The 25,656-nt window shown below is 61.9% G+C and carries 22 protein-coding genes; 6 read left to right on the top strand and 16 right to left on the bottom strand.

The features are described from left to right. The 10 genes from VHO05_RS03645 to creD form a co-directional block, all read right to left on the bottom strand. Nucleotides 1-1,188, bottom strand: a complete 1,188-nt coding sequence (locus VHO05_RS03645) for an ABC transporter permease subunit (RefSeq protein ID WP_329645252.1) — start codon at nucleotides 1,186-1,188, stop codon at nucleotides 1-3. A gap of 7 nt (nucleotides 1,189-1,195) precedes the next feature. Further along, on the bottom strand, nucleotides 1,196-2,239 hold the full coding sequence (locus VHO05_RS03640; RefSeq protein WP_414653674.1) for an amino acid ABC transporter substrate-binding protein: 1,044 nt from the start codon (nucleotides 2,237-2,239) through the stop codon (nucleotides 1,196-1,198). A 1-nt stretch (nucleotide 2,240) separates the two neighbouring features. Beyond that, nucleotides 2,241-3,032, bottom strand: a complete 792-nt coding sequence (locus VHO05_RS03635) for an amino acid ABC transporter ATP-binding protein (RefSeq protein ID WP_329645251.1) — start codon at nucleotides 3,030-3,032, stop codon at nucleotides 2,241-2,243. Nucleotides 3,033-3,138: 106 nt separating this feature from the next. Continuing rightward, nucleotides 3,139-4,062, bottom strand: coding sequence for a MerR family transcriptional regulator (locus VHO05_RS03630; RefSeq protein WP_329645250.1), 924 nt, complete (start codon nucleotides 4,060-4,062; stop codon nucleotides 3,139-3,141). A gap of 68 nt (nucleotides 4,063-4,130) precedes the next feature. Continuing rightward, nucleotides 4,131-4,679: a GNAT family N-acetyltransferase gene (locus VHO05_RS03625; protein WP_329645249.1), complete on the bottom strand. Its 549-nt coding sequence runs from the start codon at nucleotides 4,677-4,679 to the stop codon at nucleotides 4,131-4,133. A gap of 41 nt (nucleotides 4,680-4,720) precedes the next feature. After that, a complete protein-coding gene (locus VHO05_RS03620) occupies nucleotides 4,721-5,020 on the bottom strand; it encodes a hypothetical protein (RefSeq protein ID WP_329645248.1) in 300 nt (99 codons plus the stop codon). Nucleotides 5,021-5,292: 272 nt separating this feature from the next. After that, nucleotides 5,293-6,918 carry a DEAD/DEAH box helicase gene (locus VHO05_RS03615; protein ID WP_329645247.1) on the bottom strand — a complete coding sequence of 542 codons (1,626 nt, stop codon included), beginning with the start codon at nucleotides 6,916-6,918 and terminating at the stop codon, nucleotides 5,293-5,295. 472 nt (nucleotides 6,919-7,390) lie between these two features. After that, nucleotides 7,391-10,546: a hypothetical protein gene (locus VHO05_RS03610; protein ID WP_329645246.1), complete on the bottom strand. Its 3,156-nt coding sequence runs from the start codon at nucleotides 10,544-10,546 to the stop codon at nucleotides 7,391-7,393. A 283-nt stretch (nucleotides 10,547-10,829) separates the two neighbouring features. Continuing rightward, on the bottom strand, nucleotides 10,830-11,237 hold the full coding sequence (locus VHO05_RS03605; RefSeq protein ID WP_329645245.1) for a hypothetical protein: 408 nt from the start codon (nucleotides 11,235-11,237) through the stop codon (nucleotides 10,830-10,832). Nucleotides 11,238-11,609: 372 nt separating this feature from the next. Continuing rightward, nucleotides 11,610-13,010: a cell envelope integrity protein CreD gene (gene creD, locus VHO05_RS03600; RefSeq protein WP_329645244.1), complete on the bottom strand. Its 1,401-nt coding sequence runs from the start codon at nucleotides 13,008-13,010 to the stop codon at nucleotides 11,610-11,612. A 237-nt stretch (nucleotides 13,011-13,247) separates the two neighbouring features. Between creD and VHO05_RS03595 the strand changes: the two genes are divergently transcribed. The 3 genes from VHO05_RS03595 to VHO05_RS03585 all read left to right on the top strand — a co-directional run bounded on the left by VHO05_RS03595 (nucleotide 13,248) and on the right by VHO05_RS03585 (nucleotide 14,893). Continuing rightward, a complete protein-coding gene (locus tag VHO05_RS03595; protein ID WP_329645243.1) occupies nucleotides 13,248-13,463 on the top strand; it encodes a hypothetical protein in 216 nt (71 codons plus the stop codon). 141 nt (nucleotides 13,464-13,604) lie between these two features. Next, the gene (locus VHO05_RS03590; protein WP_329645242.1) at nucleotides 13,605-14,549 is read left to right on the top strand and encodes a J domain-containing protein; all 945 of its coding nucleotides are present in this window, start codon (nucleotides 13,605-13,607) and stop codon (nucleotides 14,547-14,549) included. Beyond that, nucleotides 14,546-14,893 carry a hypothetical protein gene (locus VHO05_RS03585; RefSeq protein ID WP_329645241.1) on the top strand — a complete coding sequence of 116 codons (348 nt, stop codon included), beginning with the start codon at nucleotides 14,546-14,548 and terminating at the stop codon, nucleotides 14,891-14,893. The genes VHO05_RS03590 and VHO05_RS03585 overlap by 4 nt, the downstream gene beginning before the upstream one ends. Nucleotides 14,894-14,957: 64 nt before the next feature. Here VHO05_RS03585 and VHO05_RS03580 read toward each other — a convergent pair whose 3' ends face one another. Beyond that, nucleotides 14,958-16,061: a choloylglycine hydrolase family protein gene (locus tag VHO05_RS03580; RefSeq protein ID WP_329645240.1), complete on the bottom strand. Its 1,104-nt coding sequence runs from the start codon at nucleotides 16,059-16,061 to the stop codon at nucleotides 14,958-14,960. Between the two features lie 365 nt (nucleotides 16,062-16,426). Between VHO05_RS03580 and VHO05_RS03575 the strand changes: the two genes are divergently transcribed. Both VHO05_RS03575 and fae read left to right on the top strand, forming a co-directional pair. Continuing rightward, nucleotides 16,427-17,281, top strand: coding sequence for an alpha/beta hydrolase (locus tag VHO05_RS03575; protein WP_329645239.1), 855 nt, complete (start codon nucleotides 16,427-16,429; stop codon nucleotides 17,279-17,281). Between the two features lie 115 nt (nucleotides 17,282-17,396). Next, nucleotides 17,397-17,930, top strand: a complete 534-nt coding sequence (gene fae / locus VHO05_RS03570; RefSeq protein WP_329645238.1) for a formaldehyde-activating enzyme — start codon at nucleotides 17,397-17,399, stop codon at nucleotides 17,928-17,930. A 36-nt stretch (nucleotides 17,931-17,966) separates the two neighbouring features. On the opposite strand, the gene glpK is transcribed toward fae, so the two are convergent. The 3 genes from glpK to parE are packed head-to-tail and all read right to left on the bottom strand — an operon-like array spanning nucleotide 17,967 to nucleotide 22,308. After that, nucleotides 17,967-19,460 carry a glycerol kinase GlpK gene (gene glpK, locus VHO05_RS03565; RefSeq protein WP_329645237.1) on the bottom strand — a complete coding sequence of 498 codons (1,494 nt, stop codon included), beginning with the start codon at nucleotides 19,458-19,460 and terminating at the stop codon, nucleotides 17,967-17,969. A 54-nt stretch (nucleotides 19,461-19,514) separates the two neighbouring features. Next, on the bottom strand, nucleotides 19,515-20,258 hold the full coding sequence (locus tag VHO05_RS03560; protein WP_329645236.1) for an energy transducer TonB: 744 nt from the start codon (nucleotides 20,256-20,258) through the stop codon (nucleotides 19,515-19,517). 37 nt (nucleotides 20,259-20,295) lie between these two features. After that, a complete protein-coding gene (parE, locus tag VHO05_RS03555) occupies nucleotides 20,296-22,308 on the bottom strand; it encodes a DNA topoisomerase IV subunit B (RefSeq protein WP_414653673.1) in 2,013 nt (670 codons plus the stop codon). 307 nt (nucleotides 22,309-22,615) lie between these two features. On the opposite strand from parE, the gene VHO05_RS03550 reads away from it, so the two are divergent. Beyond that, on the top strand, nucleotides 22,616-23,551 hold the full coding sequence (locus tag VHO05_RS03550; protein ID WP_329645235.1) for a DMT family transporter: 936 nt from the start codon (nucleotides 22,616-22,618) through the stop codon (nucleotides 23,549-23,551). 370 nt (nucleotides 23,552-23,921) lie between these two features. On the opposite strand, the gene panC is transcribed toward VHO05_RS03550, so the two are convergent. Both panC and VHO05_RS03540 read right to left on the bottom strand, forming a co-directional pair. Continuing rightward, complete coding sequence (gene panC / locus VHO05_RS03545) at nucleotides 23,922-24,740, bottom strand: pantoate--beta-alanine ligase (RefSeq protein WP_329645234.1); 819 nt, start codon at nucleotides 24,738-24,740, stop codon at nucleotides 23,922-23,924. 131 nt (nucleotides 24,741-24,871) lie between these two features. Beyond that, complete coding sequence (locus VHO05_RS03540; RefSeq protein WP_329645233.1) at nucleotides 24,872-25,366, bottom strand: polymer-forming cytoskeletal protein; 495 nt, start codon at nucleotides 25,364-25,366, stop codon at nucleotides 24,872-24,874. Nucleotides 25,367-25,656: the final 290 nt, after the last annotated feature.

Genomic DNA, 25,656 nt, shown 5'->3' with positions numbered 1-25,656 from the left:
TCACCTCTCGGCCCACGCGGCGCGAGCGTTGAACCAATTCATCAAGAGCGACGTGGCGAGGCTGATGAGCAGATAGACAGCCATGGTGATGACGATCACCTCAACGGCTTGTCCTGTCTGATTGAGTACTGTGCCGGCGAAGACCGACACCAAATCCGGGTAGCCGATGGCGACGGCGAGCGAGGAGTTCTTCGTGAGATTCAGATACTGGTTCGTGAGCGGCGGGATGATGATCCGCATCGCCTGAGGCAGGATGACGAGACGGAGGGCCTGACGGCGGCTGAGACCGAGCGCTGCGGCCGCTTCCCGTTGGCCTTTCGGCACGCCGAGTAGTCCAGCGCGCACGATTTCGGCAATGAACGCCGCCGTGTACGTCGAGAGACCGAGCAGCAGGGCCATGAATTCGGGTTCTATCGACACACCACCGTCGAAGTTAAACCGTCCGAGCTCCGGATATGTGATGTGCATGTCGACGCCTAGTGTCGCGACGAGCACGGGCAGCATCAATACAAGGGCCCACGCGGCGCTCGATAGACCCGGCCATCGCGCTTCGAAGGATTTTCCGTGCCGCCAGAGCCACGCCGCCGCGATCAGCGAGATGGCGATAGCGGCGAACAGCAAGCCGCCGCCGTGCTCGAAGGAAACGCGTGGAAGATGCAGGCCTCGCGTATCGAAATACGCACTGCCGATCAACGGACGTGCCTCGGCGGGCGCCGGGAGCGCACGCAAGACCGCCACGTACCAGACGAAGAGCTGAAGCAGCAGCGGCACATTGCGGATGACCTCAACGTAGGCGAGCGCGAGGCGTGAGGCGAGCCAGTTCGGCGAGAGGCGGGCGATGCCGAGGGTGAAACCGATGACGGTGGCGAGCACGATGCCGAGGGCCGCCACAAGCAGCGTGTTCGTCAGGCCGACGAAGAAGGCCTGTAGGTAGCTGCTCTTGCTCGAATACGGGATGAGGGATTGCGAGACATCGAAACCCGCCGTGCGGGCCAGAAAGTCGAAGCCCGACGCGACGTTCTGCTTTTCGAGATTGGCGGCCGTGTTGAGTACGATCTCGACAACGAGAAAAACGAGCGCGACGACCAGCAGCACCTGAAACGCGACGGCGCGGACGTTCGGATCGTAGGCAGCGTCGGTCCAAGCCTTCGGATCCCGCCAACGCTTGATCAAGGGCTCAACGCGCATCGGCGCCTCACCGGACCGGCGGGGCATACATCAGCCCGCCGTCCTTCCAGAGTGCGTTGCGACCACGCGCGATCTTGAGCGGCGAGCCTTGGCCGAGGTTGCGTTCAAAGCATTCGCCGTAGTTTCCGACGGCCTTAAGCACGGATACGGCCCAGTCGTCGGCCAACCCAATTCCCTTGCCGTACTCACCCTCGGCGCCCAGCAACCGGCGGATCTCCGGGTTCGCGGCGTCGCGCATGGATTCCACATTATGTTGCGTGATGCCCAACTCCTCGGCGTTGATCATCGCGAACAAAGTCCAGCGGACGATGTTGGCCCAGGCGGCATCGCCCTGGCGCACGGCGGGGCCGAGCGGCTCTTTCGAGATGAGGTCGGGCAGGATTTCGTGCGCATCGGGATCGGGTAACCGCGTGCGCTCCGCCACGAGCTGAGAGCTGTCGGTCGTGAAAGAGTCGCAGCGGCCGCTGTTGTAAGCGCCGAGCACCTCAACGAGACGTTCGAATACCACGGGCCGGTATGGCAGCCCGCGGGTCGCGAAGAAGTCGGCAAGGTTCAACTCGTTCGTCGTGCCGGACTGCACGCAGATGCTGGAGCCTTTCAGGTCCGCCGCGGACTTCAGACCCAGCGCCTTGCGCGTCATGAAGGCTTGTCCGTCGTAGAAAATGACGCCGGTGAAGTTGAGCCCCAAAGACGTGTCGCGGCTCATGGTCCACGTCGTGTTGCGCGAGAGAACGTCCACTTCGCCAGACTGCAGCGCGGTGAAGCGCTCCTTCGCATTCAACGGAACGAAGCGCACTTTGTTGCGGTCGCCAAAGATTGCGGCCGCGACGGCGCGGCAGAAGTCGGCATCGATGCCGGTCCATTGGCCGCGGTCGTCCGGAACGCTGAAGCCCGCGAGCCCGGTGTTGACACCGCAGACGAGCTGACCGCGACGCTTCACATTGTCCAGCGTCGGCGATTGGGCTGCAGCCAGTGGGATGAGCCCGCACAGAATAACGAGGGCAGCTACGGCGCTCTTGGCGACACGGATGAGGGATTGTTTGCCCAGCATCTCAATGATCCAGAATTTGAGACAGGAAGGCGCGCGTCCGCTCGTGACGGGGCGCAGCGAACATCTCTTTCGGCTTGCCCGTCTCGACGATCTCGCCCTTGTCCATGAACACGACGCGATCGGCGACCGCGCGGGCAAATCCCATCTCATGGGTGACGACGAGCATCGTCATGCCTTGGCCCGCGAGCTCGGTCATCACGTCGAGGACCTCCTTCACCATTTCGGGATCGAGCGCGGATGTGGGCTCGTCGAACAGCATGATGCGCGGCGTCATGGCGAGCGCGCGCGCAATTGCGACACGCTGCTGCTGCCCGCCCGAGAGTTGGGCCGGAAACTTGTCCGCCTGATCTGCAATGCGAACGCGCTCGAGCAAGGCTCGCGCCACCTGTTCGACCTGGGCACGCTTCACGCCGCGCACCCACTGCGGCGCGAGGCACAGATTGTCCAAGACCGAGAGGTGAGGAAAAAGGTTGAAGCTCTGAAAGACCATTCCGACATCGGAGCGGATTTTCTCGAGCGTGCGTAGATCGCGCGTCAACACGGTGCCGTCGATGACGATGCGCCCCGCATCGTAGATCTCGAGACCGTTGAGGCAGCGGATCAGTGTCGATTTGCCCGATCCCGAGGGTCCGCAGATGACGATTTTTTCGCCTTGCGCAACGTCGAGGGAAATATCCTTCAAGACATGGAAGTCGCCGAACCACTTCTGGACGCCTTCAAGGATCACAGCACCGGCTCCACCCGGATTGGTGCCGTTTGCTCCTCCGGTCGGGTTCGAAGCTGCAGCGTTCATCGACCCTCGGCAAGTTGCGGACGAATCTCTGAATTATGCGCGGAAGTCGCTCCGCATCTCAAGGGCGAGCGGCCGAAGGGCGATGCCGCACGCCCTCTGCCACTGGTCAGAGATGGTGCTCCATAGCAGTGATAATCCAACGCCATTCCGATCCTGCGGCGCTGGTGGCGTTCTCGCCTTGCAGAATTGTCATCAGCTCCTGATAGCGCACCGCGCGCGAGTGGTATCTGCGATACTGGTCAAGATGCCAGTCGAGAAAAGATGCGTTCGGCTCTCGCTTCATCGCCGTCGCAGAGGCTTCGAGCCAATCCCTGGCAATCGCCTTGCCGATACCTGATTGAGGTGCATGGCCCTCTTTGATCGCCGCTCGGACTTGATCGAACGTCTGGTTCGATGCCTCCGCATAAGCGAAGGCATCGAACTCCTGCGTCCACATCTTGGACATGCTCGCACGCACCTCCTGGATGTAATCCTTGTCGGATAGAAGGGCGGCGAGCTCCGTCCAAGCATCGAGCTGCTCCGGCGTCGGGTCGTCCGGAAGCTCCGGTGTGCTGATGTCGATCATCTTCTGACGCCAAGACGGATCTATCTTTGTGCCTTCGGCGGCCTCGTCGAAAAAGCGTTCGACGGCTGTGCGGAATTCCAACTGCGATAGGTGGGTCACGGTCCAGAGTCTCCTGAGATCCTGAGGGGTTGGTTCGGAAAGTTTCAGGACCGACCGCAAGGCCGCTGCGACGCGACGCTTGGACACAATTTCCGCTTCGAGCGTTTTGAGACGGAGGGCGAGCACGTCTGCGAGAGCGAGGCGCCGAGACAGGATCTTGCGAATTTCGCCGAGACTTACGCCAGCGTTACGCAACGCCACGATGAGATCAAGACGAGCGAGATCTGCTTCGGAGTACATCCGATACCCGCTGGCGGCGCGCGCCGTCGGAGGCAGCAAAGCCTTGTCGGAATAGAAACGAAGCCTCCGAACGGAAACACCGCTCATCTTCGAGAGTTCGCCAATCGTGTAGATGCGGTCGGTCATGTGATGCCTTGTGCGGGCTCCACCAAGTGGAGAGTCAACGGGCAAAGTTACCTGCGCGCTGCCCGCCGTCAGAGATCGCGGCCAAGAAACAGAAGCTCGCGACCATCGACCACCGTCACGCCCCGTTCCACGAACTCATTTGAGAGGTAGAAACCGACGTTCCGCATCCCCCGAACCGTAACCACATGGACGCCCGGAGCTCCGGCCCTGCGCGCCAGGTCGGCAAACGCGTTGACGAGGCGTGCGCCCACTCCTTGGCCACGCCATGCCGCATCGAGATTGACGTGAAGTTGCGCGGGATAGCGCTGTGTGAGGGCACTGAAGGTTTGGAGAACGGCGATGTCGGCAAAGAGGGGATCGCGCGCCGGATCGTTCATACTGCCGATGACGTAGCCTACGACGCGACACTGTTCATCCAGCGCCAGCAAGGCGTAATCCGGAAAGTGACGTAAGTAGCGGCCGAGCCAGCGCTCCCGAAACCCGGCACGCTCCTCGGCGCTCGCGAAAGTCTGTTTGGCACTCGACGAAAAAAATACGAGGTCGAGCTCCTTGATCAGGCGTTCGACCTCGGGTTCGGCAGTCAGCTCATTCCAGCGGCAGATTTGGACTTTGGGCATGAGCACGTCGTAGAAAAGCCGCTGCGGCGACTTTCGCCCAGCTATTCTGCAGCCGCGCGCACCGTCTCCGGATTGGCCGTAGAGAGCGCGGCAGCCGCTGCCGACCAATAACGTGCCTCTGCCTCGGCAGCGAGCCTTTCCTTGCGGAACGCTTCGATCCACTCCCAAATGAGCATGGGGTTGGTTTCCGCGAGCGCGGCGAGGTCATCGGGGGTTTTGGAGAGGACCGTGCTGGCCAAGCGCCGGAGCTGGGCCGCTTCGATCAAATCGGGACCGGGCATATGTTCCGTTTCGCGTACCTGGCCGCCCTTCTGAGAGATGGTGAGCCGGTGATGACGCATTGTTATCGCCTCCTGTACAAGGAGACAGTAGCGCCGCGACCGCCTGGAAATTGGGCAGCCAGCGGCGCTATCCACAGCTACATCATGCTGCAACGCCATATTTGCTTGACATTGCGTTGTGCGATGCAATCCGGAGGCAAGCTGCAATTTGCGGGAATGCGCCGCGTAGATTCGCGTTCAACCCTCTCGACGGCCAACAAAAATCACCTTCCGCCCACCGCAGAGAAGCCTGCAAAGCAGCGCAACAGAGAACGGAAGATCAGGCGAGCGGCTTATTCGTTTGCAGCTTTCACGGGACGCGGCGGCTTGCGCAGGAAGGCCGGCACATTCCCCTGAAACGCGCTGAGAGCCGCCTTCGAAGGCTGGTCACCTTCAGCCGGCCGCGGTCTCTGGCGCGGGGCTGGCGCCTTGGGACGCTCGTGCTCGCGGGGTTGCGGTTTTGCCTCTGAACGCGGCGCCTTTGGCTGCTGCTTGCCAGCACGGCCCTCGGGGCGCCGTTGCTCACTCGCTCCATCGCGCGGACTCGCGTTGCGGGCTTCCGCTTCACCGTGCACTGAAGGCTGCTCGCCCATTCCGGGCGCCTGACGACGTTCCCTGCGGTCGGGTCCACCGGAAGCACGGCGGGGCTCCTTATGCCCGTTGTCCCCGCGCCTGCCTTCGCCTCCGCGTGAGCTCTCGCCCCGGCCGCTTTCACGCTGCGCGCCGGGTTTGCCGCGTCCACGGCCCCTGCGGCGCTTGCCGGCATCCGCAAAGTCCTGCTCGCCTGGCGGTTCGCCGATCCAGACGATGGTCTCGCCGATGATCTTCTCGATTTCCTTGAAGGACTTCAGCTCATCCGGCGTGACGATCGACTGCGCGGTGCCTTCGCGACCGGCGCGGCCCGTGCGGCCGATGCGGTGCACGTAGTCGTCGGATTGCCAGGGCAAATCGAAGTTGAAGACGTGCGACACGTCGGGGATGTCGAGACCGCGAGCAGCCACGTCGCTCGCCGCGAGAATGTTGATCTCGCCGTTGCGGAACTTGTCGAGCGTCTCCATGCGGTTCTTCTGATCCATGTCGCCGTGAAGGGCGCCGGCGTTGAAGCCGTGCTTCAGGAGCGACTTGAGAAGGATCGCCACATCGCGTTTGCGGTTGCAGAAAATGATCGCGTTCTTGACGTTTTCGGTGCGGATCATGTCGCGCAGGATCTCGCGCTTGACCCAGTCCTCGCCGTCTGCCGTGAAACGGAAGTGCTGCGTGATCGTCTTCGCGGTCGTGGCCGGACGAGCGACCTCGATGCGCTCTGGGTCGCGCAGGAATTGGTTGACCAGCCGCGTGATCTCGGGGGGCATCGTGGCCGAGAAGAAAAGCGTCTGCCGGCGCGGGGGCAGCAGGTTGCAGATCTTTTCGATGTCGGGGATGAAGCCCATGTCGAGCATCCGATCCGCCTCGTCGATGACGAGGATCTCGACGCCCATCAGCATGAGCCGGCCACGCTGGAAGTGATCGAGCAGGCGGCCGGGGGTGGCTATCAAAACGTCGACACCGCGGTCGAGCTTGCGGACCTGATCGTCCATCGACACGCCGCCGATGAGCAGTGCCACGCTCAGCTTGTGATTGATGCCGTATTTCTCGAAACTCTGCGCAACCTGGGCCGCCAGCTCGCGGGTCGGTGCGAGAATGAGCGAGCGCGGCATGCGAGCCCGCGCGCGGCCCGTCTCCAGACGGGCGATCATCGGCAGCACGAACGATGCCGTCTTGCCGGTGCCGGTCTGAGCGATGCCGAGAACGTCGCGGCCTGTTACCGCAACGGGAATGGCTGCTGCTTGAATGGGTGTCGGCGAGGAATAGCCGGCTGCCTCGATGGCGGCCTGCACTTTCTGGCTGAGCCCAAGCTCAGCGAACGTCTTCGTTTCCAAAAAACCAAATCTCCATCAACGATCTCAAGGCCCCGAGCGCGCACTCCGGAATCCCAAGTGGGTTTCCGGGCGCAGCTTCAAGACGACGAGAGCGCAGGGGAATGGCGAAAGCCGCAAGCGGGCAAATACAGAATTCGGGGCTCGAAAAGGGACAAATGACATCGCATGAGATCGAAGCCCCTGCGCCCGAGCCGATCGGGAAATGGCATACAGGCCCATAAAAATCAAGAAAAAACAGGGACTTTTGCGCGACATAAAAGCCGCATGCCGGGATTTTCGTACGGATATTGAGATGACACCCGGAAATTGCCCGTTATTTCAAGCGGTCGAGCCGCATTGGAATTGTCCAAGCTGTATTTTTCCAGCGTTAGCAACCTCCAGACGCGCGACCGTCCGACCGCCCACGAAAAACGGGCGCACCCATTTCGGAGTGCGCCCGGGCCTGCCTCCGTGGGAGGTCAAGCAAGTACAGTTACCACGTCCACTGGATACCGGCACGACCGCCGATTACGTTGCCGGCGCTGTAGGTCTTATATTCCGCCCAGCCGGCACCGACGGAGCCATCGATCGCGACACGGTCTCCAGATGTGAAGCAGCCGCGGCACAAAACGCCGATCGCGCTCGCGGCGACCGCGTTGCCATCGCCGTTGAAATTGCCCCAGCCAATTCTGAAACCAAACTGCTCGGACGAGGTGAGCGACGGCGCCTCCGCCGCGAGGGCGATCGATACACCGGCTTGGAGTTCGGCAATCGTCTTGAACGTGCTGCCGTTGTCCGAGGCGAGGTTGCCATTGGCATCCGTCGTCACGAGCTCCAACGGTCCGGACTGACGGGCCTGGCTCTGGTTCGATGTGATGCCGCCCATCGTATAGGTGTTGTCCTTGGTGCCGAACGACTGCTGATTTTCGAGTGTCGCAACGGCGTTGTTACCGAACGCGGCAGACCCGTTCGGAGTCGCGCTCGCATTGGGACCGATCGCGGTGGAGTTCAGGCCCGTTGCCGTGCTGCCATTGCCGTAGGCTGCGCCGCCGTTTGCGGCAACCGCGCTGCTACCGGTTGCGACGGAGCCGGCATCGGCCGCCACAGCTCCGGTGCCGATCGCGATCGCGTTCGTGGCTGTGGCATCGGCGTCGCCGATGGCAATCGAGCCTTCGCCCGAGGCGTTGGAACCGGCGCCGTAAGCCGACGCACCATCAGCACCCGCGCTCGAGAACGCGCCGCTCGCCGTGCCGCCGATGGTGCCGGCTGCTACCGTGGCCGCGTAGCCGTTGGCGGTACCGAACGCCGTCCCAGCGACCATCGAGAACGCGCCCGTCGCAGACGACCCGAAGCTAAAGCTGCTGTTGGAGCTGAAGCCGTCCGCGACCGAGAAGGAGCTGAAGTCGGTGTTGGACAGGGCGCCGGTCGCGGTCGAAGCGAACGTGAAGAGGGCCGAAGCGCCTGCGCCGGTCGCCGTCGAGAATGCACCATCAACCGAGGCGTCTTGTCCAAGCGCGGTCGCATTGAAACCGTCCGCCGATGCCCCCTGACCGACAGCTGTGCTGTCGATGCCTGTTGCCACGGCGTTCTGTCCAACTGCCGTCGCACGGAACGCACTTGCCTCGGCGTTTTGACCGACCGCGCTGGAATTGATCGCGCTCGCCTCAGCACCCTGCCCCACAGCGCTGGCGTTCAGGGCGCTGGCTTCTGCATCCTGTCCAACGGCGCTTGAATTGATCCCGTTCGCCGTGGCGTTCTGGCCGATGGCGCTGGCATTGATGGCGCTGGCCTCGGCACTCTGACCCACTGCGGTCGTCCGAGTCGCGGTCGCTTGAGAATTGGCGCCCACTGCGGAGGAGTTGGCTCCACTTGCATTCGAAGACAGGCCGATCGCGACGTTGCCATTGCTTGACGCGGAGGCGCTTGTGCCGATTGCAACCGTGTCGTTGCCCGTCGACGTGGTGCCCTGACCGACTGCAACGTTGCGCGCACCATTCACCGTCGCATTGTCGGCGAGTACATTGTTCTCCGTGCCACCGCCCACGGTGTTGTTGTCGCCAATGACATTGTTGTCGTTGCTTGTGATCGCGGTGTTGTTGTCACCGACAACCAGGTTGTTGCTGGTCGCGCCGATGCTGTTGCCGTTGCCGACGAGGATGTTGCCATCTCCCGTCGTCGAGTTCTGACTGCCGCCGACGAAGTTGTCATCGCTTCCCGGCCCGAGGTTATTCGTGTTGCCGGTTACCTGGTTGCTGTTGCCGGCTACGTTATTGGAGCTACCGACGACAGAGTTGTTGTCACCTTGAATGCCACCGGTTTCGTCGCCGTCAATGGATCCCGCAACTGCACCCAGATTTCCGTTGTTGTTTCCGAGAACCTGGTTGTTGTTGCCGTTGACGTAGTTGTCGTTGCCCGTGATCGCGTTGTCATTGCCAACAGTCTCATTCGGATCGCCGGCCACGAAATTGTTGTCGCCGTCGACCGCATGGCCACTGCCAAGCACGGTATTGTTCTCGCCACCATTCAAAATAGTGATGCCATGGCCGAGCACGCTGTTGTCAGCGCCAGCCGCGCTCAGGTCATTGTCATGGCCGACAGCCGTATTGCCACCTGCCGCGCTGGTCTGGTTTCTGGTGCCGATGACAGTATCGTCATCACCGCGCGCAATGGAGCCTTCGCCCATGGCGACGGAATCGTCGCCGAGAGCATCGGCATTGCCAACTGCCACCGAGCGGTCGCCTTCCGCATTTGCGCCTGCGCCGAGCGCCGTTGCGCCGTTTCCTGTCGCCGACGCGCCGGCGCCGATGGCCGTGGCGTTCGTTCCTCCAGGGCCGCTGCTCGCCACTGCACCCGTGCCGAGCGCCGTGTCTCCGGCATTCGAGGCCTCTGCGCCATTGCCGATCGCGATTGCGTCGCGGTCGCCCGTCTGCGCTTGGGCTCCGCCTGTGCCTGCGCCAGCGAGCGAGCCACCGCCGAGGTTGATACCCTGCTCATAGCTGAGGCCACCGGGGTTGCCGATCGTGATGGCATCCTGGAATGCGGAAATGCCTTGGCCCGCGGCGATATTGGCCCGGGCTGTCACCGTGCCCGTGAACTCGGCATTGCAGTTCGGCAAGCCGTTCTGGACGCCGGTGACCACGAGCGATCCAATGTTAAGACCGACGCCTACAGATTGTATGACGATGCCGGGTATTTCCGCGCCAAATGCCCCGACGATGCCACCAACGGCCTCGACGATCGTGCCAGCAAGATCGGTAGCGGCGGATGCGGAGTCCAGTCCGAGCGCTAGATCGTCGAGTTGCTCCGCGCAGGCCGCGGTCCCGGCACCTGTGGTGGAGACGTTAGCATTAATAAGCGCTTGAATTTGCGTCTGTTTTTCTGATTCAGAGAGAGTGGTATCCCTGACAATGACCTCGATTTGGTCCGCGAGCGCGTCGGTATCTATGCTGGGCGCCCCGCCGAGAGACGTGTCGGTCTCGAGATTGTAGAGAGGTGTGAATGACCCATAGGTCGGGGTGACAGTCTGCGCGAACGCGGTGCCGCCGGACGGAGTTATTGCAATACTCATCGCGAGGGCGCTGATCGAGCTGAGCAAACGGTTTGCAAGTGTCCCCCGGCGCGACGCCGGAACCCGATTTCTCGAACGCATTACTACCCCCAACACACTCCACAACCCCTACTGAACCTGGTATTTTTGGTTCCTTGTGCGCTGAGCTCCCCCCAAGGAAACCGGCGAAGGTTTTCCCTTCGTCCTACGCACGTGAGTCCACAACTTATCCACAGGCTTTCCCCAGATTGCGCATAAGCACGTATGCGCATCAACAGTCCACCGACCGTCCAGGCATTAATCGGCTGTTAACTGTTGCGGGAAGGAAACAGAAAGAATGCGCTCCAGAAATGCGGGGGACTTCTAAAGGCGCCTCTGTTTTCGGCTATTGCCTCATCGGCGCATCGGGTTGTTTCGGCTGCGGCGGTGCGGGGCCTTGCCCGTTGGTTGCGGGAGCCGGCTGCGTTGCAATATTGATCCCATAAAGCTGCCATTCGCCTTTGACGTCCTCGAACAGGAGATCGAAAGCGACGCGTTGAGGCCGCGTATCGAAAAATCCGGTCAGTCCGAGCATGCCGCTGTCCTCGATCGTCGGAGGACGAAGAAGCTTCGGCGTGAAGAACAGAACCGGCGAGAGGTCGAACTTGGCGTTTCGCAAGCTCTCGAAAATTCGCGCCAACCGCTCCGGGGTGTTCCCCTCCCGAAAGCGAGGCGAACCAAGATCGCGGAGCACAGTATAGTTGTTGGTTTTGTTGGCCTGATTGACGGCGATGATCGTCGTCCGGATCAGCATGTTGAGCCTAAACTCGTCCGGAATCGACGGCTTCGCGGCCGGAGGGGGTTCGGCTTTCGGAGCTGCGTCTCGCTTTGCCGGAGGCGCGCCGGCGGGGGCATTGGGCGCCTGCGGGGTTTCTCCTTTTCCTTTCTTCGTGTCTTGCGCTGCACCAAGTGAGCTGCCGACAAAGAGAAATACAAAAATTAACCAACGCAGACCTGAAAACATTCTGGGACCCGTTTGAAGCGACAGCAGAGGCGCATGGCCGCGGACCATCTATTCCGCATTCATATGCTTCTAAAGACACAGAAAAATGCAGCAACTAGAAAACAGAATGGCGATCGCTACACGCCGCAGCGATCGCCAGGGTCGACAACCAGAGCCTACGCCTCAAGGCCCCGCTTGGGCGGGTGCCGGCTCTTCCTCTTCGCGCGCGCCCTCTCCGAGCCCGGACCAGTCGATGTGGAGGGTAGTGAACATCACAGCCGTGAGAGCCGCGAAGCCGAGCAGCGCACCCGCGAGGAGCGCATAGTCCTCGAGGCGCAAGATGAAGTACAGGAAGCCGTACAGCAGCACGAACAAGGCGGCCATGATCAGGCCACTGCGGGAGCTCGCAAGGGCCTTGCCGACATAAAGCGCGAGCATGCCGCCGGTCGCGGCCGAGGCGATGGCGTAGGCCTTGGCAAAGCCGAGATGCTCGGCGAGCGACAAGAGCAGCACGTAGAAGAACACCATGGCGATGCCCACGAACAGGTATTGCACGGGGTGCACGCGCTTGCCGGAGAGCAGCTCGAGCACAAACACACCCATGAAGCCGACCGCCAGGAACAAGACGCCGTACTTCACCGCGCGCATGACGAGATCGTAGAAGTCGACCGGCTGGTAGAACGTCACGCCAAACTGATGCGCCGAGAAGCGCTCCAGGCCGCCATCGGACAGCATCCACGCGTTGGGTACGCTGCGCGCCAGATGCGGCACGCGCCATTTGGCGGAAAAGCCGTCTGGCCGGACCTCGCGGTCGACCGGCAGGAACGCGCCGGTAAAGCTGGGGTGCGGCCAATCCGATGCCATCTCGATCCGGGTCTCCCGGGCTGCGGGTGCGAAGCTCAACGAGGTGGAGCCGGTGAACACCAGGTCTGCGTGGAAGCGGAACGCTTTGGGCGCCGTGTCTCCCTCAATGACCGACGGCGCGCCCGACAGTTTCGTATGCATGCCGTTCGTGTAGCTTCCGGGTACGCCGACACTCGGCGAGAAGGGCAACGTCTCCCGTTCGTTGATCTTGAGCGTTGCTGCCTCCTTGAGGCCGCCAACATCGCTCAAGGCGAGGACGAATATCGCATCGCGCCAACGCACCGAAACCGCATTCGGATCGACCTCAGCGATATCCGGCACAGCGAAGCTGCCGTCGATGGCGAGCGAGGCGGTGTAGACGTTGACGTCGAAAATGGAACGGTGAAGCACATTCGACTTGCCGTTGCCTTTGACAGTCAGCTCTTCGGGAAGAAAGACGGCCCGACGCTCCTGGGTCTGCTGGATGACCTTGTCGCCTTCCTTGCTTTCTATGCGAACCAGGTAGGGAACAACGATGAAGGGCCCCGCGAGGTACTGCGCGCCGCCCCAAGTCCGCGCCACCTCGCCCATCACCTCGCGGGAGCGGCCTTCGCGTTCCGAGACTAGCCCGCCGACGATCAGGAGCGGGATGAGCAGGAGGAGGATGAGAAACGCAATGAGGAAGAATTTGAATGCAGGGCTTCGGGCTACCCGTCCTGCCGATGTCATCACGTCCGACATGTCCGCTCCTCGTTCTGTATGCGCCTTAATTCCCTCGACGTGCGGGGCGGATTTGAGGCGGAACGGCGCTGCGAAGTGGGCACAAGCGCTATCGACGGATAGTTTGCCGAAGTGCCGTTTCCGGAAATTGGATGAAAATTTCGCTCGGCTTCGCCGCGACGCCGCTTTGCGTCCAAATCTGTGGTAGTTTGGTTGGCCGATGGTTGGGATCCTGTTCCGCTGTGAGGAGCACCACACATGACGCGGCGCGCTGTCAGGATCGCTTGGGTCGGCGTCGGCCTTTGCCTGCTCATCGGCGCGATCGCGAGCTTCCTCACGCTGGTGGGGCCGCCGGATCAGCCCTGGAAGAAGAGCCTGCGCGAGCTATCGACGCTGATGGACGTCGCCGCCCTGTTGTTCTGGATCGCGGTGTTCGCCATCTATTGGGCGCGCAAGCAGCGACGCGGAGACTAGAACGATCGCCGCGCTCGAAATCAGCAGTCCGTTTACCTCTTGCAGGTGCTTTGACGTGCGCCCTCGCGCGCGGGCAGAGTAGTATTCTTCGCGTTCGTAGAAGGATTGGGGCGGCGCCCCGACCAAAAACCGGGGCTCTCAATGGCCGACCCGTACAAAACTCTGGGTGTGAGCAAGGATGCGACGCAGGACGAGATCCGGAAGGCATACCGGAAGCTCGCAAAGGATACGCACCCTGACCTCAACCCCGGCGATGCCGAAGCCGAGCGCCGCTTCAAGGAAATCTCAGGCGCCAACGACATTCTCGGGGATCCCGAGAAGCGCAAAAAGTTCGACGCCGGCGAAATCGACGAAACAGGCGCCGAGACTCCTCAGCGGCGGTACTATCGAGAGTACGCGGAAGCCGATCCCAACATGCGCTATGGAAGCCGGACCTATTCCAGCGGCGCGGGCGATACGTTTGACGCCGAGGACTTGTTCGCCGACCTCTTCCGCAATCGTGGCACGGGCCGCGGCGGAGGCGGTGGCACCAGTTTCCGCATGCCCGGCGGAGACGTGCGCTACACGCTTCCGGTCGATTTTCTCGACGCCGTCAATGGCGCACGCAAGACGGTCGCGATGCCGGACGGCAAGACGCTCGACATCGAAATTCCCGCCGGATTTCGCGAGGGACAGGTCCTGCGGCTCAAGGGCCAGGGCTTACCTGGACATGGCGGAGAGCCCGCGGGCGATGCCTATGTTGAGGTTCATATCCTGCCACACGAGAGTTTCAGCCGGAATGACTACGATATTCATTCGAAGCTTCCTATCAGCCTCGGCGAGGCGCTGAACGGCGCCAGCGTGCGGGCGGAGACGGTCGATGGGGCCGTGGACGTCAAAGTCCCGAAAGGCGCTAAGAATGGAACGACGCTGCGCCTTCGCGGCAAGGGTGTGCGGCGTGACAAGGCTGGCGCGCGGGGCGATCACCTGCTGGAGCTCGTCATCGTTCCGCCTGAGAATCCTGACGATGAGCTCGCCGACTTCATGGCCGCCTGGGAGGCGAAGAACCCGCAGCATCCCCGGCAGAAACGCGGAGGCCGAGCATGATCAGCGAACAACAACTCATCGAGCGCATGCACTGCCTGAAGGCCGAGGTTCTTCATCGCTGGATCGAACTCGGGCTTGTTCAACCGCAACAGACCATGAGCGGTCTTCAGTTCGACGACCTCGACGAGGCCCGCGTCGCGCTCGTTTGCGATCTGCACTACCGGATGGGGCTCGACCACGAGAGCTTGCCGATCATTCTGTCTCTTGTTGATCAGTTGCATCACACCCGACATTCCCTGCGCGCGATCACGACGGCCGTATCCGAGCAACCCGACGAGGTTCGAGTCGCCATCACAACGCGCACGCGCATCGTGCTGGGGCGCGATCCGTCAGCAAAGCCCTGAATGGAAACGGCCGCGCTGGCAAAGCCGCGCGGCCGTTCCAATCACTGTCAATTGCCGGTGGGCCTTACGACGGGTTTGCGAACTCGAGAGCGGGCGGCGTCAGATTGGGCTTGAAGGGCGCGACGCGAAGGGTCTTCGCATCGAGATCGAAGCTCATGAGATCGATCGACCGCAGAACCTGATCCTTGTAGCCCTTGATGTAGTACTTCTTGGCGCGCAAGTCCGCGACCGAGCTCCACTGCGTGTACTCCAGCTCGCCACCCTTCGCAGCCGAGTCGATGAAGCCGAGCGGGATGTCGAAGTTGTTGAGGATATGCTCGGCAAGACGCACCGTCTGCGGACCGTCGGGGAGCTGCTTGGCCGACGCGACATAGCCCAATGCGCGGATGAAGCGCGACGGCGGCGTCGGATCGCCCGGGATACCGAGCAGTCCGGATCCCTGACCGAAGGGCGCAAACGTATGGCCGGAGATCTTCAGCGGATCGGCCGCGACCGGCGACATCTTCACGTAGTTACGCACGTTGTTCATGTGCCAATCGAAGCTCGGAGAGTTGGTGAGGACGCCGAGCGGGTTGTCGTAGACCTTGAACTTTCCATCCACGGGCTCGATGACGATCGAAGCACCGCTGGCGTCGTGGATCGGGAAGTGGAACGGCAGCGTGAAATTGACGACGGGGGCCGGCAAATCGATGATCGCTACGTTGTCGAGCCCAGCCTTCACTTCCTCGACGGTTGCGAAGTTCGTCAGCACCCAGGTCAGAAATTCCCACGGCGCAAGCGCAGTGCGTGTGCCGGCTTGGGCCGGCGGCGTGTAGCCAGCGAAGCCAGGAAAGTAGAGCGCGCCACCTGCGAGGCCCTTCTCGTTCACGCCATCGGAGACAAACGGCTGGCCGAGGTTCATGACGCCGACGAGGCCGTAACGCGATGTCCACTTGACGCCCGGAGCATCGGCCGGACGCGTTCCGACGTATTCGTAGTTGCGCGGAACGACGACGACGTCCGGCTGAGTCTCCAGCGCGTACTCCATCGTGCGGCCGTAGATCGGCGTGCCGTCAGCCGCTTTCAGGAGGAAGTTCGTGCAGGCCTGCACCGGCAAGGCACCGGCGGTCAGACCCATCAAAGAAAGCGCAACGATCCTATGGCCGAGACCGCGACGACGCTGGTGCATATCAGGCTTCTCCGTTCTTGATTTGGCATCAGGCCTATCAAGGAGATCTGCACCAAACATGAATGCGGCAGCCCCAATTGCTGCCAACCCGGAGGCGTTCCGGAACCGGTTTATCGGCTCCTAATCCGGATCGTTCAATTTGAAGCAAGCTGTGTGCGAGCACCGACGCTCGTCGTATGCGTCTTCGACCACGCCCCTCCCGCGCCTTGCCTAGCGGCATGGCGTACGCGCGAATTCTTCATGAAAGTCGTCTCGAACGGCAGCACTGAGCTATGCAAATAGGTCATGAACTGCGACGCCTTGCGCATTGATGATGACGCCATAGTGGCCGGTAATGCCGCGATTGACGGAAAAGCTGAGGTGGCATGACACTGGAAGTCCTTCGCGCGCGCGGCAGCGGCACACCCAGGACAACCGACATCCTTCTCGTGCACGGCATCTTCGTCGGCGCGTGGGTGTGGGAGAAGACGTTCATGCCGTATCTGGCGAACGCCGGATACACGGTGCATTCCGTCAGCCTCAGCGGTCACGGAGCAAGCTGCGGACACGAGCGCATCGGCGCGCTCACACTCGCCGACTATTCCGCCGATGTGATCGAAGCCGCGGCGAGTATCGGACGGCCGGTCGTGGCCGTCGGGCATTCGATGGGCGGCGCGGCGGTGCAGGATGCTGTTCGGAGAGGCGCCAGATTTGCGGGTGCGGCCCTGCTCGCCTCCGTTCCGCCCGGCGGGTTGATGGCTGCCAACTTTTCCATGATGTGGTCACGGCCTCGGCTCTGGCGCGAGCTTTCTCTCATGTTCAGCACCGGCCTCGGCGGGATCGACATGGATGTGCTGCGCGATGGGTTGTTTTCGAATCGCATCGACGCCGCGAGCTTTGCGCACTTCGCCGCGCGCGGAGGCCAAGAAAGTTCGCTCGTGGGCTACGAGCTTCAAGGCTTGCGGCCGTTTGCACCGATGCCGTGGCAAGCGCCGCCGATGCTCGTCATGGGCGGCACGGAAGATCGGCTCATTCGCAAAGAAGACCTTTGGGCGACGGCCGCCTGGTACGGCGTGCAGGCGCAGTTCCTGCCGGGGCTTTCCCATTCCCTCATGCTCGACCCCGACTGGCAACTCGCGGCCGACTGCCTTTTGCACTGGCTCGACGCTGTAGCCCCCTTGGAGGACGACGGCCCGCGCATGCCGCCGACCGGCGCAACCTTAGATACATCCGCGCTCTAAAGCGCAATTATTCTCTCCGGCCAAGAAAACGCATCTTGCGCTGAGCCGCGCTGCGCTTCTTAAGTAGCGGCGCCGACATCTTGAACTCAGCATTGAACTGAAAGGATTACACACTATGGACATCTGGTTCCGCGCCGGCGAGGCGACGGTTTTGGCACGCGAAGGTCAGGTCACCGACGCTATGCCGGAAGTCGTCATCGGTTCCGTCAAAGGCCCGGTGGGCACGGCTTTCGCTTCCATGATGGGGCAGACCGTCGGTCACACGCGCTTCTTCGTCATCCGCAACCTCAATCAGATGGTGCGCCCCGCGACGATGATGACGTCCAAGGTCACCATCTCGAGCGCAGCCTACGTCGACCTTTTCGGCGGTGTCGTTCAGGCGGCTATCGGCGACGCCATCGTCGATTGCCTCAAGGACAATGTCATCCCGCACGAGATCGCCAACGAGGTCTGCATGATCATCACGGTGTGGCTCGACCCGCGCTGCCCGGACGATCCGAATCTCGATAAGAAAGATCTCTATCGCACGAACTACGAGGCAACGAAGATCGCCATCGGCCGCGCCATGAAGAACGAGCCGACAGTCGGGGAGTTGATCGCAAACCGCGACAAGATCCGCCACTACGCGCTCGAAGGCGTGCTCGACTAGTTTGAATAGAACGGGCTGATGCGCTTTCTTCGCGGATCAGCCCGTTTTTTTCGTAAGAACGCGGGAAACGGCATCGCGCCATCCCGCCCATTTGCGCGCCCGCGTGGCGTCATCCATCCGCGGCTCGAAACGCCGATCCAGTCTCCAGGTCTCAGCGAAGCCGCGGGGATCGGGACAGACGCCAGCCCGATGTCCGGCGAGGAAGGCTGCGCCCAGCGCCGTCGTTTCCATCACCACCGGACGGTCGACGGGCGCTCCCAGAATGTCGGCGAGGAACTGCATTGTGACCTCGCTCGCTGTCATGCCGCCGTCGACGCGCAGCACGGTCTCGCAGGCGCCGGGCCAATCGGCGTGCATCGCTTCGAGCATATCTCGCGTCTGATAGCCCACCGCCTCGAGCGCCGCCTGTGCAATTTCGGCGGGTCCTGAGTTGCGTGTCAGGCCCAGGAGCGCACCGCGCGCCTCGGCATCCCAGTAGGGCGCGCCGAGACCAACGAATGCCGGCACGAGGTAGACCTGCTCGCTGGCGTCTGCCTTCTGTGCGAGCGCATTCACCTCGGACGCTTTGCTGACGAGATGCAGGCCGTCACGTAGCCATTGGACAGCCGCGCCCGCGATGAAGATCGCGCCTTCGAGCGCATACGTGCGCTGGCCGTCGAGCTGGTAGGCAATGGTGGTGAGAAGCCGATGGCGAGAGCGGATCGGTTCCGGTCCCGTGTTGAGCAGCGCGAAGCAACCAGTTCCGTAGGTGGACTTCATCATGCCGGGCGTGAAGCAGCCCTGCCCGATGGTCGCCGCCTGCTGATCGCCCGCGACACCGAGGATGCGGATCGCGCCGCCGAATAATTCTGGGAGCGTTTCGCCGAAGTCTGCGGCGCAGTCTCGGACCTCTGGCAGCATGGCGGTCGGAACATTCAGGAGCGCTGCCAGCTCGTCGTCCCAATGGCCGCCCCTGATGTTGAACAGCAGCGTGCGCGAGGCATTCGTCGCATCGGTTGCGTGGGTGCGGCCGCCCGTCAGGCGCCAGAGCAAGAATGCATCGACGGTGCCGAAAGCAAGGCGTCCCGCTTTGGCAGCCGCCCGTGCTCCCTCGACGTTGTCGAGCAGCCAGCCGATCTTGGTTCCGGAAAAATAGGGATCGAGAATGAGGCCGGTCTTTTCGGCAACGTTCGCCTCGTGGCCTGCGGCGTGCAAGGTTGCACAGGTGTCGGCCGTGCGGCGGTCCTGCCAGACGATGGCGTTGTGGATCGGCTTTCCGCTCGCGCGATCCCAAACGAGCGTCGTTTCGCGCTGGTTGGTGATGCCGATTCCCGCGACATCCTTCGCCGCGACACCGGCTCTCGCCATCGCCTCGCGCACCGTGGCAATGACTGCGGCCCAGATCTCCTCCGGATCGTGCTCAACCCATCCGGGCGCCGGATAGATCTGCCGCAACTCCTGCTGCGCAACGGCGATCAGATTGAGCGCGGCGTCGAAGACGATCGCGCGTGTGGAGGTTGTGCCCTGATCGATCGCAATGAGGTGGGTCATCGCTCAGGGCCGCTCCCGTTAGATATTGAGATCTTTCTCGAATGCGGTGGTTGCCTAAGGGGCTTGTTTGGGCGCCGTCTCATACCTGAAACCCAAACTGAAAACGTGTGGCCCTTCGCCGATTTCCATTGGAGGAACTGGAAATGGAGCGGCTCGCCTGACGCGCTCCAACGCCATTTCGTCAAGAGCATGATAGCCTGAGCCGCGGTTTAGTTTGCTGCCGAGAAGCTCCCCGCTCTTGTTGACGACAACAGCGATATCGATGTTGGCGGCGATGTCAGGGGCGTCCTTCGGCAGAGGCTCGATTTGAACGGCCGTTATGCGCGCCAAAAGGCTCTTGCGATAAGTCCTGCGAAACTCTGCGCTGCGAGATGAAATCGGCCCCGCGCGAACTTGGCCGAGAGCCCAATCAAATCCACCCTTTGGTACAAACTCCCAGACGATGGTTTTCCAGCTAGCATAGCGATCTTTAGGCAGTTTGAGGGGTGAACAGCGATTTACAGCCCGTTTTGCGGCGTCCACCGCGATTTCGAATGAAGTACTCTTGATCGGAGGCGGATCCATCACATCTATGGAGCCCGACACGCGGCCATCGGACTCCAGGTTCCATTTCAACGTAACCGTAGGAACTTCGTGGTCATCGCTCTGCGGTAGCACCCAGCATTTGTTTAGTTGAGCACTGAGCATCCTCACGAGCTCAGCTTGATCACCGCTGTCGCCTCCCCAAACGCTCGAAGGAAAAAGTGGGGCAATCGCGACAACCAAGGCGCTGCTAAATTTAGTTGTAGCGCTCGGCATCTTAAGCCACCTGCACCTAAGTCTGAGCGACTACGACCTAAATATCCAGATCCTTCGCGAAGGCGGCGCGGTCTTGGATGAAGCGGAAGCGGGCCTCTGGCTTCGAGCCCATCAGCGCATTGACCGCTTCGCCGATTTCGGTCCGGTCGCCCTCACCGATCTCGACCTTGAGCAGGATCCGCTTCCTGGGATCCATGGTCGTTTCCTTGAGCTGCTGAGCATTCATCTCGCCCAGGCCTTTGAAGCGGCTGATCTCGACCTTTGCGTTGGCCGCAAACTCGCTCTTCAGAAGCCGGTCGCGCTGCGCCTCGGTCGTCGCGTAGAACGACTTGGCGCCATGCGTGAGTTTGTAGAGCGGCGGCACGGCCAGGAACAAATGTCCGTTTTCGATCAGCTCCGGCATCTCCTGGTAGAAGAAGGTGATCAGGAGCGAAGCGATGTGCGCGCCGTCCACGTCGGCGTCCGTCATCACGATCACGCGCTCGTAGCGCAGGTCGTCGTCGCGATACTTGGCGCCGGTGCCAACGCCGAGTGCCTGAATGAGATCGGCGAGCAACTGGTTCTGCGAGAGCTTCGCCGACGAGGCATTGGCCACGTTCAGAATCTTGCCGCGCAGGGGCAGGATGGCCTGGGTCTCGCGGTCGCGCGCGCTCTTGGCCGAACCGCCGGCCGAGTCGCCCTCGACGATGAAGATCTCGGTGCCGGCCGCCTGCTGGATCGAGCAGTCGGCGAGCTTACCCGGAAGGCGCAGCTTGCGCGTCGCGGACTGGCGTCCGACTTCCTTTTCGCGCTTCCTCTTGAGGCGCTCCTCGGCCTGGTCGATGGACCATTCGAGGAGGCGTGTGGCCTGCTGCGGGCTATCGGTCAGCCAGTGGTCGAAGGCGTCCTTTACGGCGGACTCGACGATGCGGCTCGCTTCCTGCGTCGCGAGCTTGTCCTTGGTCTGCCCTTGGAACTCAGGCTCGCGGATGAAGACGGAGAGCATGGCGGCGGCCGTGCCCATTACGTCATCGGCCGTGATCTGCGCGGCCTTGCGGTTGCCGACGCGCTCGCCGAACTCGCGCAGGCTCTTGGAGAGCGCCGAGCGGAAGCCGTTCTCGTGCGTGCCGCCCTCGCCGGTCGGGATCGTATTGCAATAGGAGCGGCAGAAGCCGTCCTCGTCGGACACCCACGCGACGGCCCACTCGACGGAGCCGTGCTTGCCTTCGCGCTCGACGTTGCCGGCGAAGAGATCCTTCGTGACCAGGGTCTGGCCCGCAATCTCAGAGGCGAGATAGTCCTTCAAGCCGCCCGGGAAATGGAACACTGCTTCCGGCAGCGTGTCGTCCTTGATCAGCTCGGGCGCGCAGCTCCAGCGGATTTCGACGCCGCCGAAGAGGTAGGCTTTCGAGCGCGCCATCTTGAACAGGCGGGCCGGCTTGAAATGGGCGCCTTTGCCGAAGATCGTCTCGTCGGGATGGAAGCGCACCTTGGTGCCGCGCCGATTCATCACCGGGCCGAGCTTTTCGAGCTTGCCCTGCGGGATGCCGCGCGAGAACGTCATGCGGTAAAGCTGCTGGGCGCGCGCAATCTCGACCTCGCAGGTATCGGACAACGCGTTGACGACGGACACACCCACGCCGTGCAGACCGCCCGAGGTGTTGTAGGCCTTGCCGTCGAACTTGCCGCCCGAGTGGAGCGTGCACATGATGACTTCGAGCGCGCTCTTGTTCTTGAACTTGGGATGCGGATCTACAGGAATGCCGCGACCATTGTCAGTCACCGACAAAAAGCCGTCCGCATCGAGACGCACATCGATCCACGTCGCGTGACCAGCGACGGCCTCGTCCATCGAGTTGTCGATGACTTCCGCGAAGAGGTGGTGCAGCGCCTTTTCGTCCGTGCCACCGATGTACATGCCGGGGCGACGCCGGACAGGCTCGAGGCCTTCCAGAACTTCGATATCCGCGGCGGTGTAGTTTTCGGACGCATCCGCCTTGCGGGCTCGGTTGGTCTTGTCGGTCATGCTACTCGTAAGGCTCGAGAATAGATCACGGATCGATTGGGCCATGCGCCGTCACTCCTTGCCTCTCTCGAAGGCGTGGCCCGGCGGCTGGACGCGGGACGGACACGAGCGCAGAGCCCGAATCTACGATGGTTATCGTTCGTGGCGACACGTGGCACGGAGCGCTGTGGATTGGCAAGGCCAGGGTGCCAACCCGCCACAGTTGAACGCATTTTCCGCAGCTTGTTTGGGTCCAAAGTGCGTTGAAACGCCGCCCAGGGCCACAATATCTGATCCGCGCAACGCCGGCTCTGGTATCAGCCATAGGTCACAAGGTTGGCCCCCTCCAAGGCAAGAAGGGCACTCGAAAAAAATGAATATTCAAGACGGTGCGCCGAAGCCTCGCGCCAAGGGGCTGCTGAGTCTCGCCGATCAGCCGCTGTTCCTGATGCTGGTGCCCGGACTGTTCTGGGCCGGGAATGCCATCCTCGCACGAGGTTTGGCGGGCGAGGTGCCGCCGGTCGGTCTCGCTTTCTGGCGCTGGACGCTGGCTGCAATTCTTATTCTGCCGCTCGCGTGGCGGTACCTGGGGCGCGATCTGGCCGTCATGGCGCGAAGCTGGCCGATCATGCTGGTTCTCTCCGCTCTCGGCATCAGCGTGTACAATACGTTCCTTTATTTCGGCGCGCAGACGACGACGGCCATCAACCTCGTCATGCTGCAGACCTTGATGCCGGTATTGGTGGTCATCGGAACCTTTCTCGTCTTTCGCGAGATGGTGACACCACGACAGGGCGCGGGGATCATCGCGTCGCTGGCGGGTGCGCTGACGCTGATCTCGCACGGCGATCCGGCCGTCCTTGCGCACCTCGATTTCAAAACCGGGGATCTCTGGATGCTGGCGGCCGTCGTCTGCTATGCGGCCTACACTGTGCTCTTGCGGCTTCGTCCTGTCGTGCATGGATTCAGCTTTGCATTTGCCACTTTCGCGTTGGGCGCGACACTTCTGCTGCCGTTCTATCTCGCGGAAACGCATGGGGGATGGCCCATGCCGCTCACACTGCATGCGGCTTTTGCGGTGGGATATGTGTCGGTGCTCGCGTCAATCCTGGCCTATCTCGCCTTCAACCGCGTTGTCGAACTGGTCGGCGCCAACACGGCGGGACTTGCCGTGCATCTCGTCCCGGTGTTCGGGACGATCCTCGCGGTGCTGCTGTTGGGAGAGAGTTTGCATCCGTATCACGGGATGGGTATCGCCCTGATCGCAACGGGAATCTGGCTCGCGACACGCAAACCTGCTGCTAGCTGAAAGGCTTGGCGATGAGTAACTTTGAGACATTGTTTTTGGAGAGGCTTGGCCCTGAGCATCATGCAACAAGCAAGACCAAACATCTCCTCGGGGCTTTGCTGCTACCGCGGGCAACAACGCTGACCATCGCTAAAATATCCGAACGATGAAGGCTCTTTTTCATCTCGACGAAGAGGGGAATGAATTCGCCGATACGTATCATGATAGTACTTTAGCGGCGATGGATCAGGCGACATGGGAATACGGCGTCAAGACAGACGAATGGAAGGCCCAAATTCGTTGAGCTGGTTGGAGCGCAGACAATCAATACTCTCTGGCGCCGTTCAACGTTTGTCTGTTGAGTTTTGAGAACCTCAATTCAGGTTTTCACTCAACCTGTAGCCACGTTGTCGATCAGGCGGGTCTTGCCGAGCCAAACGGCCGCGAGAACGCGGCCCGGGCGGCCGGAGCCTCGGACGAACGGCACCAGCGTTTCCGCATCGCGGACTTCGACGTAGTCAACCTTCGTGAAACCGGCAGCCAGCAGCGCCTCTGACGCTTCCGCCGGATCGCGTCCGCGCGCCACCTCCGAGATCACCTTGTAAAGCATGGGCGCGATGTAGCGTTCGTCGGCGCTGAGATAGGCGTTACGTGACGACAGGGCGAGCCCGTCGTCCTCTCGAACCGTCGCGATACCTCTGATGGTGACGGGAAGCGCGAGATCCCGAACCATCTGCCGGATCACGGCCAGCTGCTGAAAATCCTTTTCGCCAAACAACGCGAGATCCGGCGTGACTGCCGACAGGAGCTTGCAGACGACCGTCGCCACGCCGCCGAAGTGGTGCGGACGGAACGCCCCTTCGAGAGGTAACGCAGCGCCTTCGACAACGATGCGCGTGGCGAACCCCTCAGGGTACATTTCTGAAACGGTCGGCGCCCACACCAGATGGGCACCGGCGCCCGCCAGCTTTGCCACGTCGCCGGCCTCGTCGCGCGGATAGCGCGCCAGATCCTCGTTCGGGGCGAACTGCGTCGGATTGACGAAAATCGAGACGACAGCACGGTCGGCCAGCGCGAGCGCTGCACCGACGAGCGCGATGTGTCCGGCGTGGAGCGCTCCCATTGTCGGAACGAGCGCCACGCTTTGCCCAGCTGCCCGCCAGTCGGCGATCTGCTGGCGCAACTCTGCAATTGTTCGGACCGTCTTCACGCCCTGTTCCTTCCCTTAACCGTCCGCGATCTTACCGACGGCCGCAGGAAGTGACGACTGGAGAAGCCCGGCGTCAAGATATTGCTTGGTGTTGAGACCGGACACCCAAGACGACTGCGCGATGGCCGCGATCACTCCTCCGACGACGCATCCGGAAGCGGCGGAGGAGGAGGTGACATGGCTTCGGGTGTGCGTTCCGAGCGATTGAGACCCGAGAGAGGATCATCGGTCCGCCGGGACTTGCCCTCAAAGAACGCACCCTGCTCAATCGCCATCGTCTGGTGATAGATGTCACCCTCTACGTGGCTCGATCCCTGCAGAAGTACGCGGCGGCCGCGAACCGTGCCGAGCAAATGGCCGCGAATGATGCACTCCTCGGCGATGACGCCGCCCGTAACGCGCGCGCGCTCGCCAATGACCACGTGCGTGCCATAGATGTCGCCCTGCACCTCGCCCTCGATCTGGACTTCGCCCTTCGAGGTGAGATTGCCGTGAATGACCAAATCCGGGCCAATGACGGAGGTGATCGACGAACCGCCGGGCCGGAACTGCGCGATGCCGGGTCTCGGCCCGAGCGTCGAGGTCGGAGCAAGTTGCGGTGGCGAAGCTGGGTTGAGATTTTGCATTTGGGGCTGGGACCTGGTGCTATCGGTTTCCGGCTTCCGGAATTGGGGCAGCATCCGTGTAAAACTCCGCGTTTACGCTCAACGTTGCGCGAAATCTGGTCGCCTTTTAGGCTTTTGTGACGTGAATTCGCTTTTAGCTAGCCCCCGATCGGCGTGCAGTACGGCAGCGTCCGCTCGGCATTCTTCCCCGAGATTTCTGCTAGCACGTTTCCAACCGTGGGTCAGTACTTGTCGCACGGCGGTTGCCATCGCGTCCACTGACTCACGGGTTGATTGTCCCCAGGAATTTT

Origin of the sequence: Hyphomicrobium sp., from assembly GCF_036262015.1 — a bacterium.
In the GTDB taxonomy this organism is placed as follows: Bacteria; Pseudomonadota; Alphaproteobacteria; order Rhizobiales; family Hyphomicrobiaceae; genus Hyphomicrobium_C.
The sequence above is the reverse complement of the archived record's forward strand: the minus strand, read 5'-3'. Positions and strand labels throughout refer to the sequence as shown.

What these genes read in the sequence shown, in the direction of transcription:
- VHO05_RS03645 (WP_329645252.1), bottom strand. Translation starts at nt 1,188, where the DNA reads ATGCGCGTTGAGCCCTTGATCAAGCGTTGGCGGGATCCGAAGGCTTGG.
- VHO05_RS03640 (WP_414653674.1), bottom strand. Translation starts at nt 2,239, where the DNA reads ATGCTGGGCAAACAATCCCTCATCCGTGTCGCCAAGAGCGCCGTAGCT.
- VHO05_RS03635 (WP_329645251.1), bottom strand. Translation starts at nt 3,032, where the DNA reads ATGAACGCTGCAGCTTCGAACCCGACCGGAGGAGCAAACGGCACCAAT.
- VHO05_RS03630 (WP_329645250.1), bottom strand. Translation starts at nt 4,062, where the DNA reads ATGACCGACCGCATCTACACGATTGGCGAACTCTCGAAGATGAGCGGT.
- VHO05_RS03625 (WP_329645249.1), bottom strand. Translation starts at nt 4,679, where the DNA reads ATGCCCAAAGTCCAAATCTGCCGCTGGAATGAGCTGACTGCCGAACCC.
- VHO05_RS03620 (WP_329645248.1), bottom strand. Translation starts at nt 5,020, where the DNA reads ATGCGTCATCACCGGCTCACCATCTCTCAGAAGGGCGGCCAGGTACGC.
- VHO05_RS03610 (WP_329645246.1), bottom strand. Translation starts at nt 10,546, where the DNA reads ATGCGTTCGAGAAATCGGGTTCCGGCGTCGCGCCGGGGGACACTTGCA.
- VHO05_RS03605 (WP_329645245.1), bottom strand. Translation starts at nt 11,237, where the DNA reads ATGCTGATCCGGACGACGATCATCGCCGTCAATCAGGCCAACAAAACC.
- creD (WP_329645244.1), bottom strand. Translation starts at nt 13,010, where the DNA reads ATGTCGGACGTGATGACATCGGCAGGACGGGTAGCCCGAAGCCCTGCA.
- VHO05_RS03595 (WP_329645243.1), top strand. Translation starts at nt 13,248, where the DNA reads ATGACGCGGCGCGCTGTCAGGATCGCTTGGGTCGGCGTCGGCCTTTGC.
- VHO05_RS03590 (WP_329645242.1), top strand. Translation starts at nt 13,605, where the DNA reads ATGGCCGACCCGTACAAAACTCTGGGTGTGAGCAAGGATGCGACGCAG.
- VHO05_RS03585 (WP_329645241.1), top strand. Translation starts at nt 14,546, where the DNA reads ATGATCAGCGAACAACAACTCATCGAGCGCATGCACTGCCTGAAGGCC.
- VHO05_RS03580 (WP_329645240.1), bottom strand. Translation starts at nt 16,061, where the DNA reads ATGCACCAGCGTCGTCGCGGTCTCGGCCATAGGATCGTTGCGCTTTCT.
- VHO05_RS03575 (WP_329645239.1), top strand. Translation starts at nt 16,427, where the DNA reads ATGACACTGGAAGTCCTTCGCGCGCGCGGCAGCGGCACACCCAGGACA.
- fae (WP_329645238.1), top strand. Translation starts at nt 17,397, where the DNA reads ATGGACATCTGGTTCCGCGCCGGCGAGGCGACGGTTTTGGCACGCGAA.
- glpK (WP_329645237.1), bottom strand. Translation starts at nt 19,460, where the DNA reads ATGACCCACCTCATTGCGATCGATCAGGGCACAACCTCCACACGCGCG.
- VHO05_RS03560 (WP_329645236.1), bottom strand. Translation starts at nt 20,258, where the DNA reads ATGCCGAGCGCTACAACTAAATTTAGCAGCGCCTTGGTTGTCGCGATT.
- parE (WP_414653673.1), bottom strand. Translation starts at nt 22,308, where the DNA reads ATGGCCCAATCGATCCGTGATCTATTCTCGAGCCTTACGAGTAGCATG.
- VHO05_RS03550 (WP_329645235.1), top strand. Translation starts at nt 22,616, where the DNA reads ATGAATATTCAAGACGGTGCGCCGAAGCCTCGCGCCAAGGGGCTGCTG.
- VHO05_RS03540 (WP_329645233.1), bottom strand. Translation starts at nt 25,366, where the DNA reads ATGCAAAATCTCAACCCAGCTTCGCCACCGCAACTTGCTCCGACCTCG.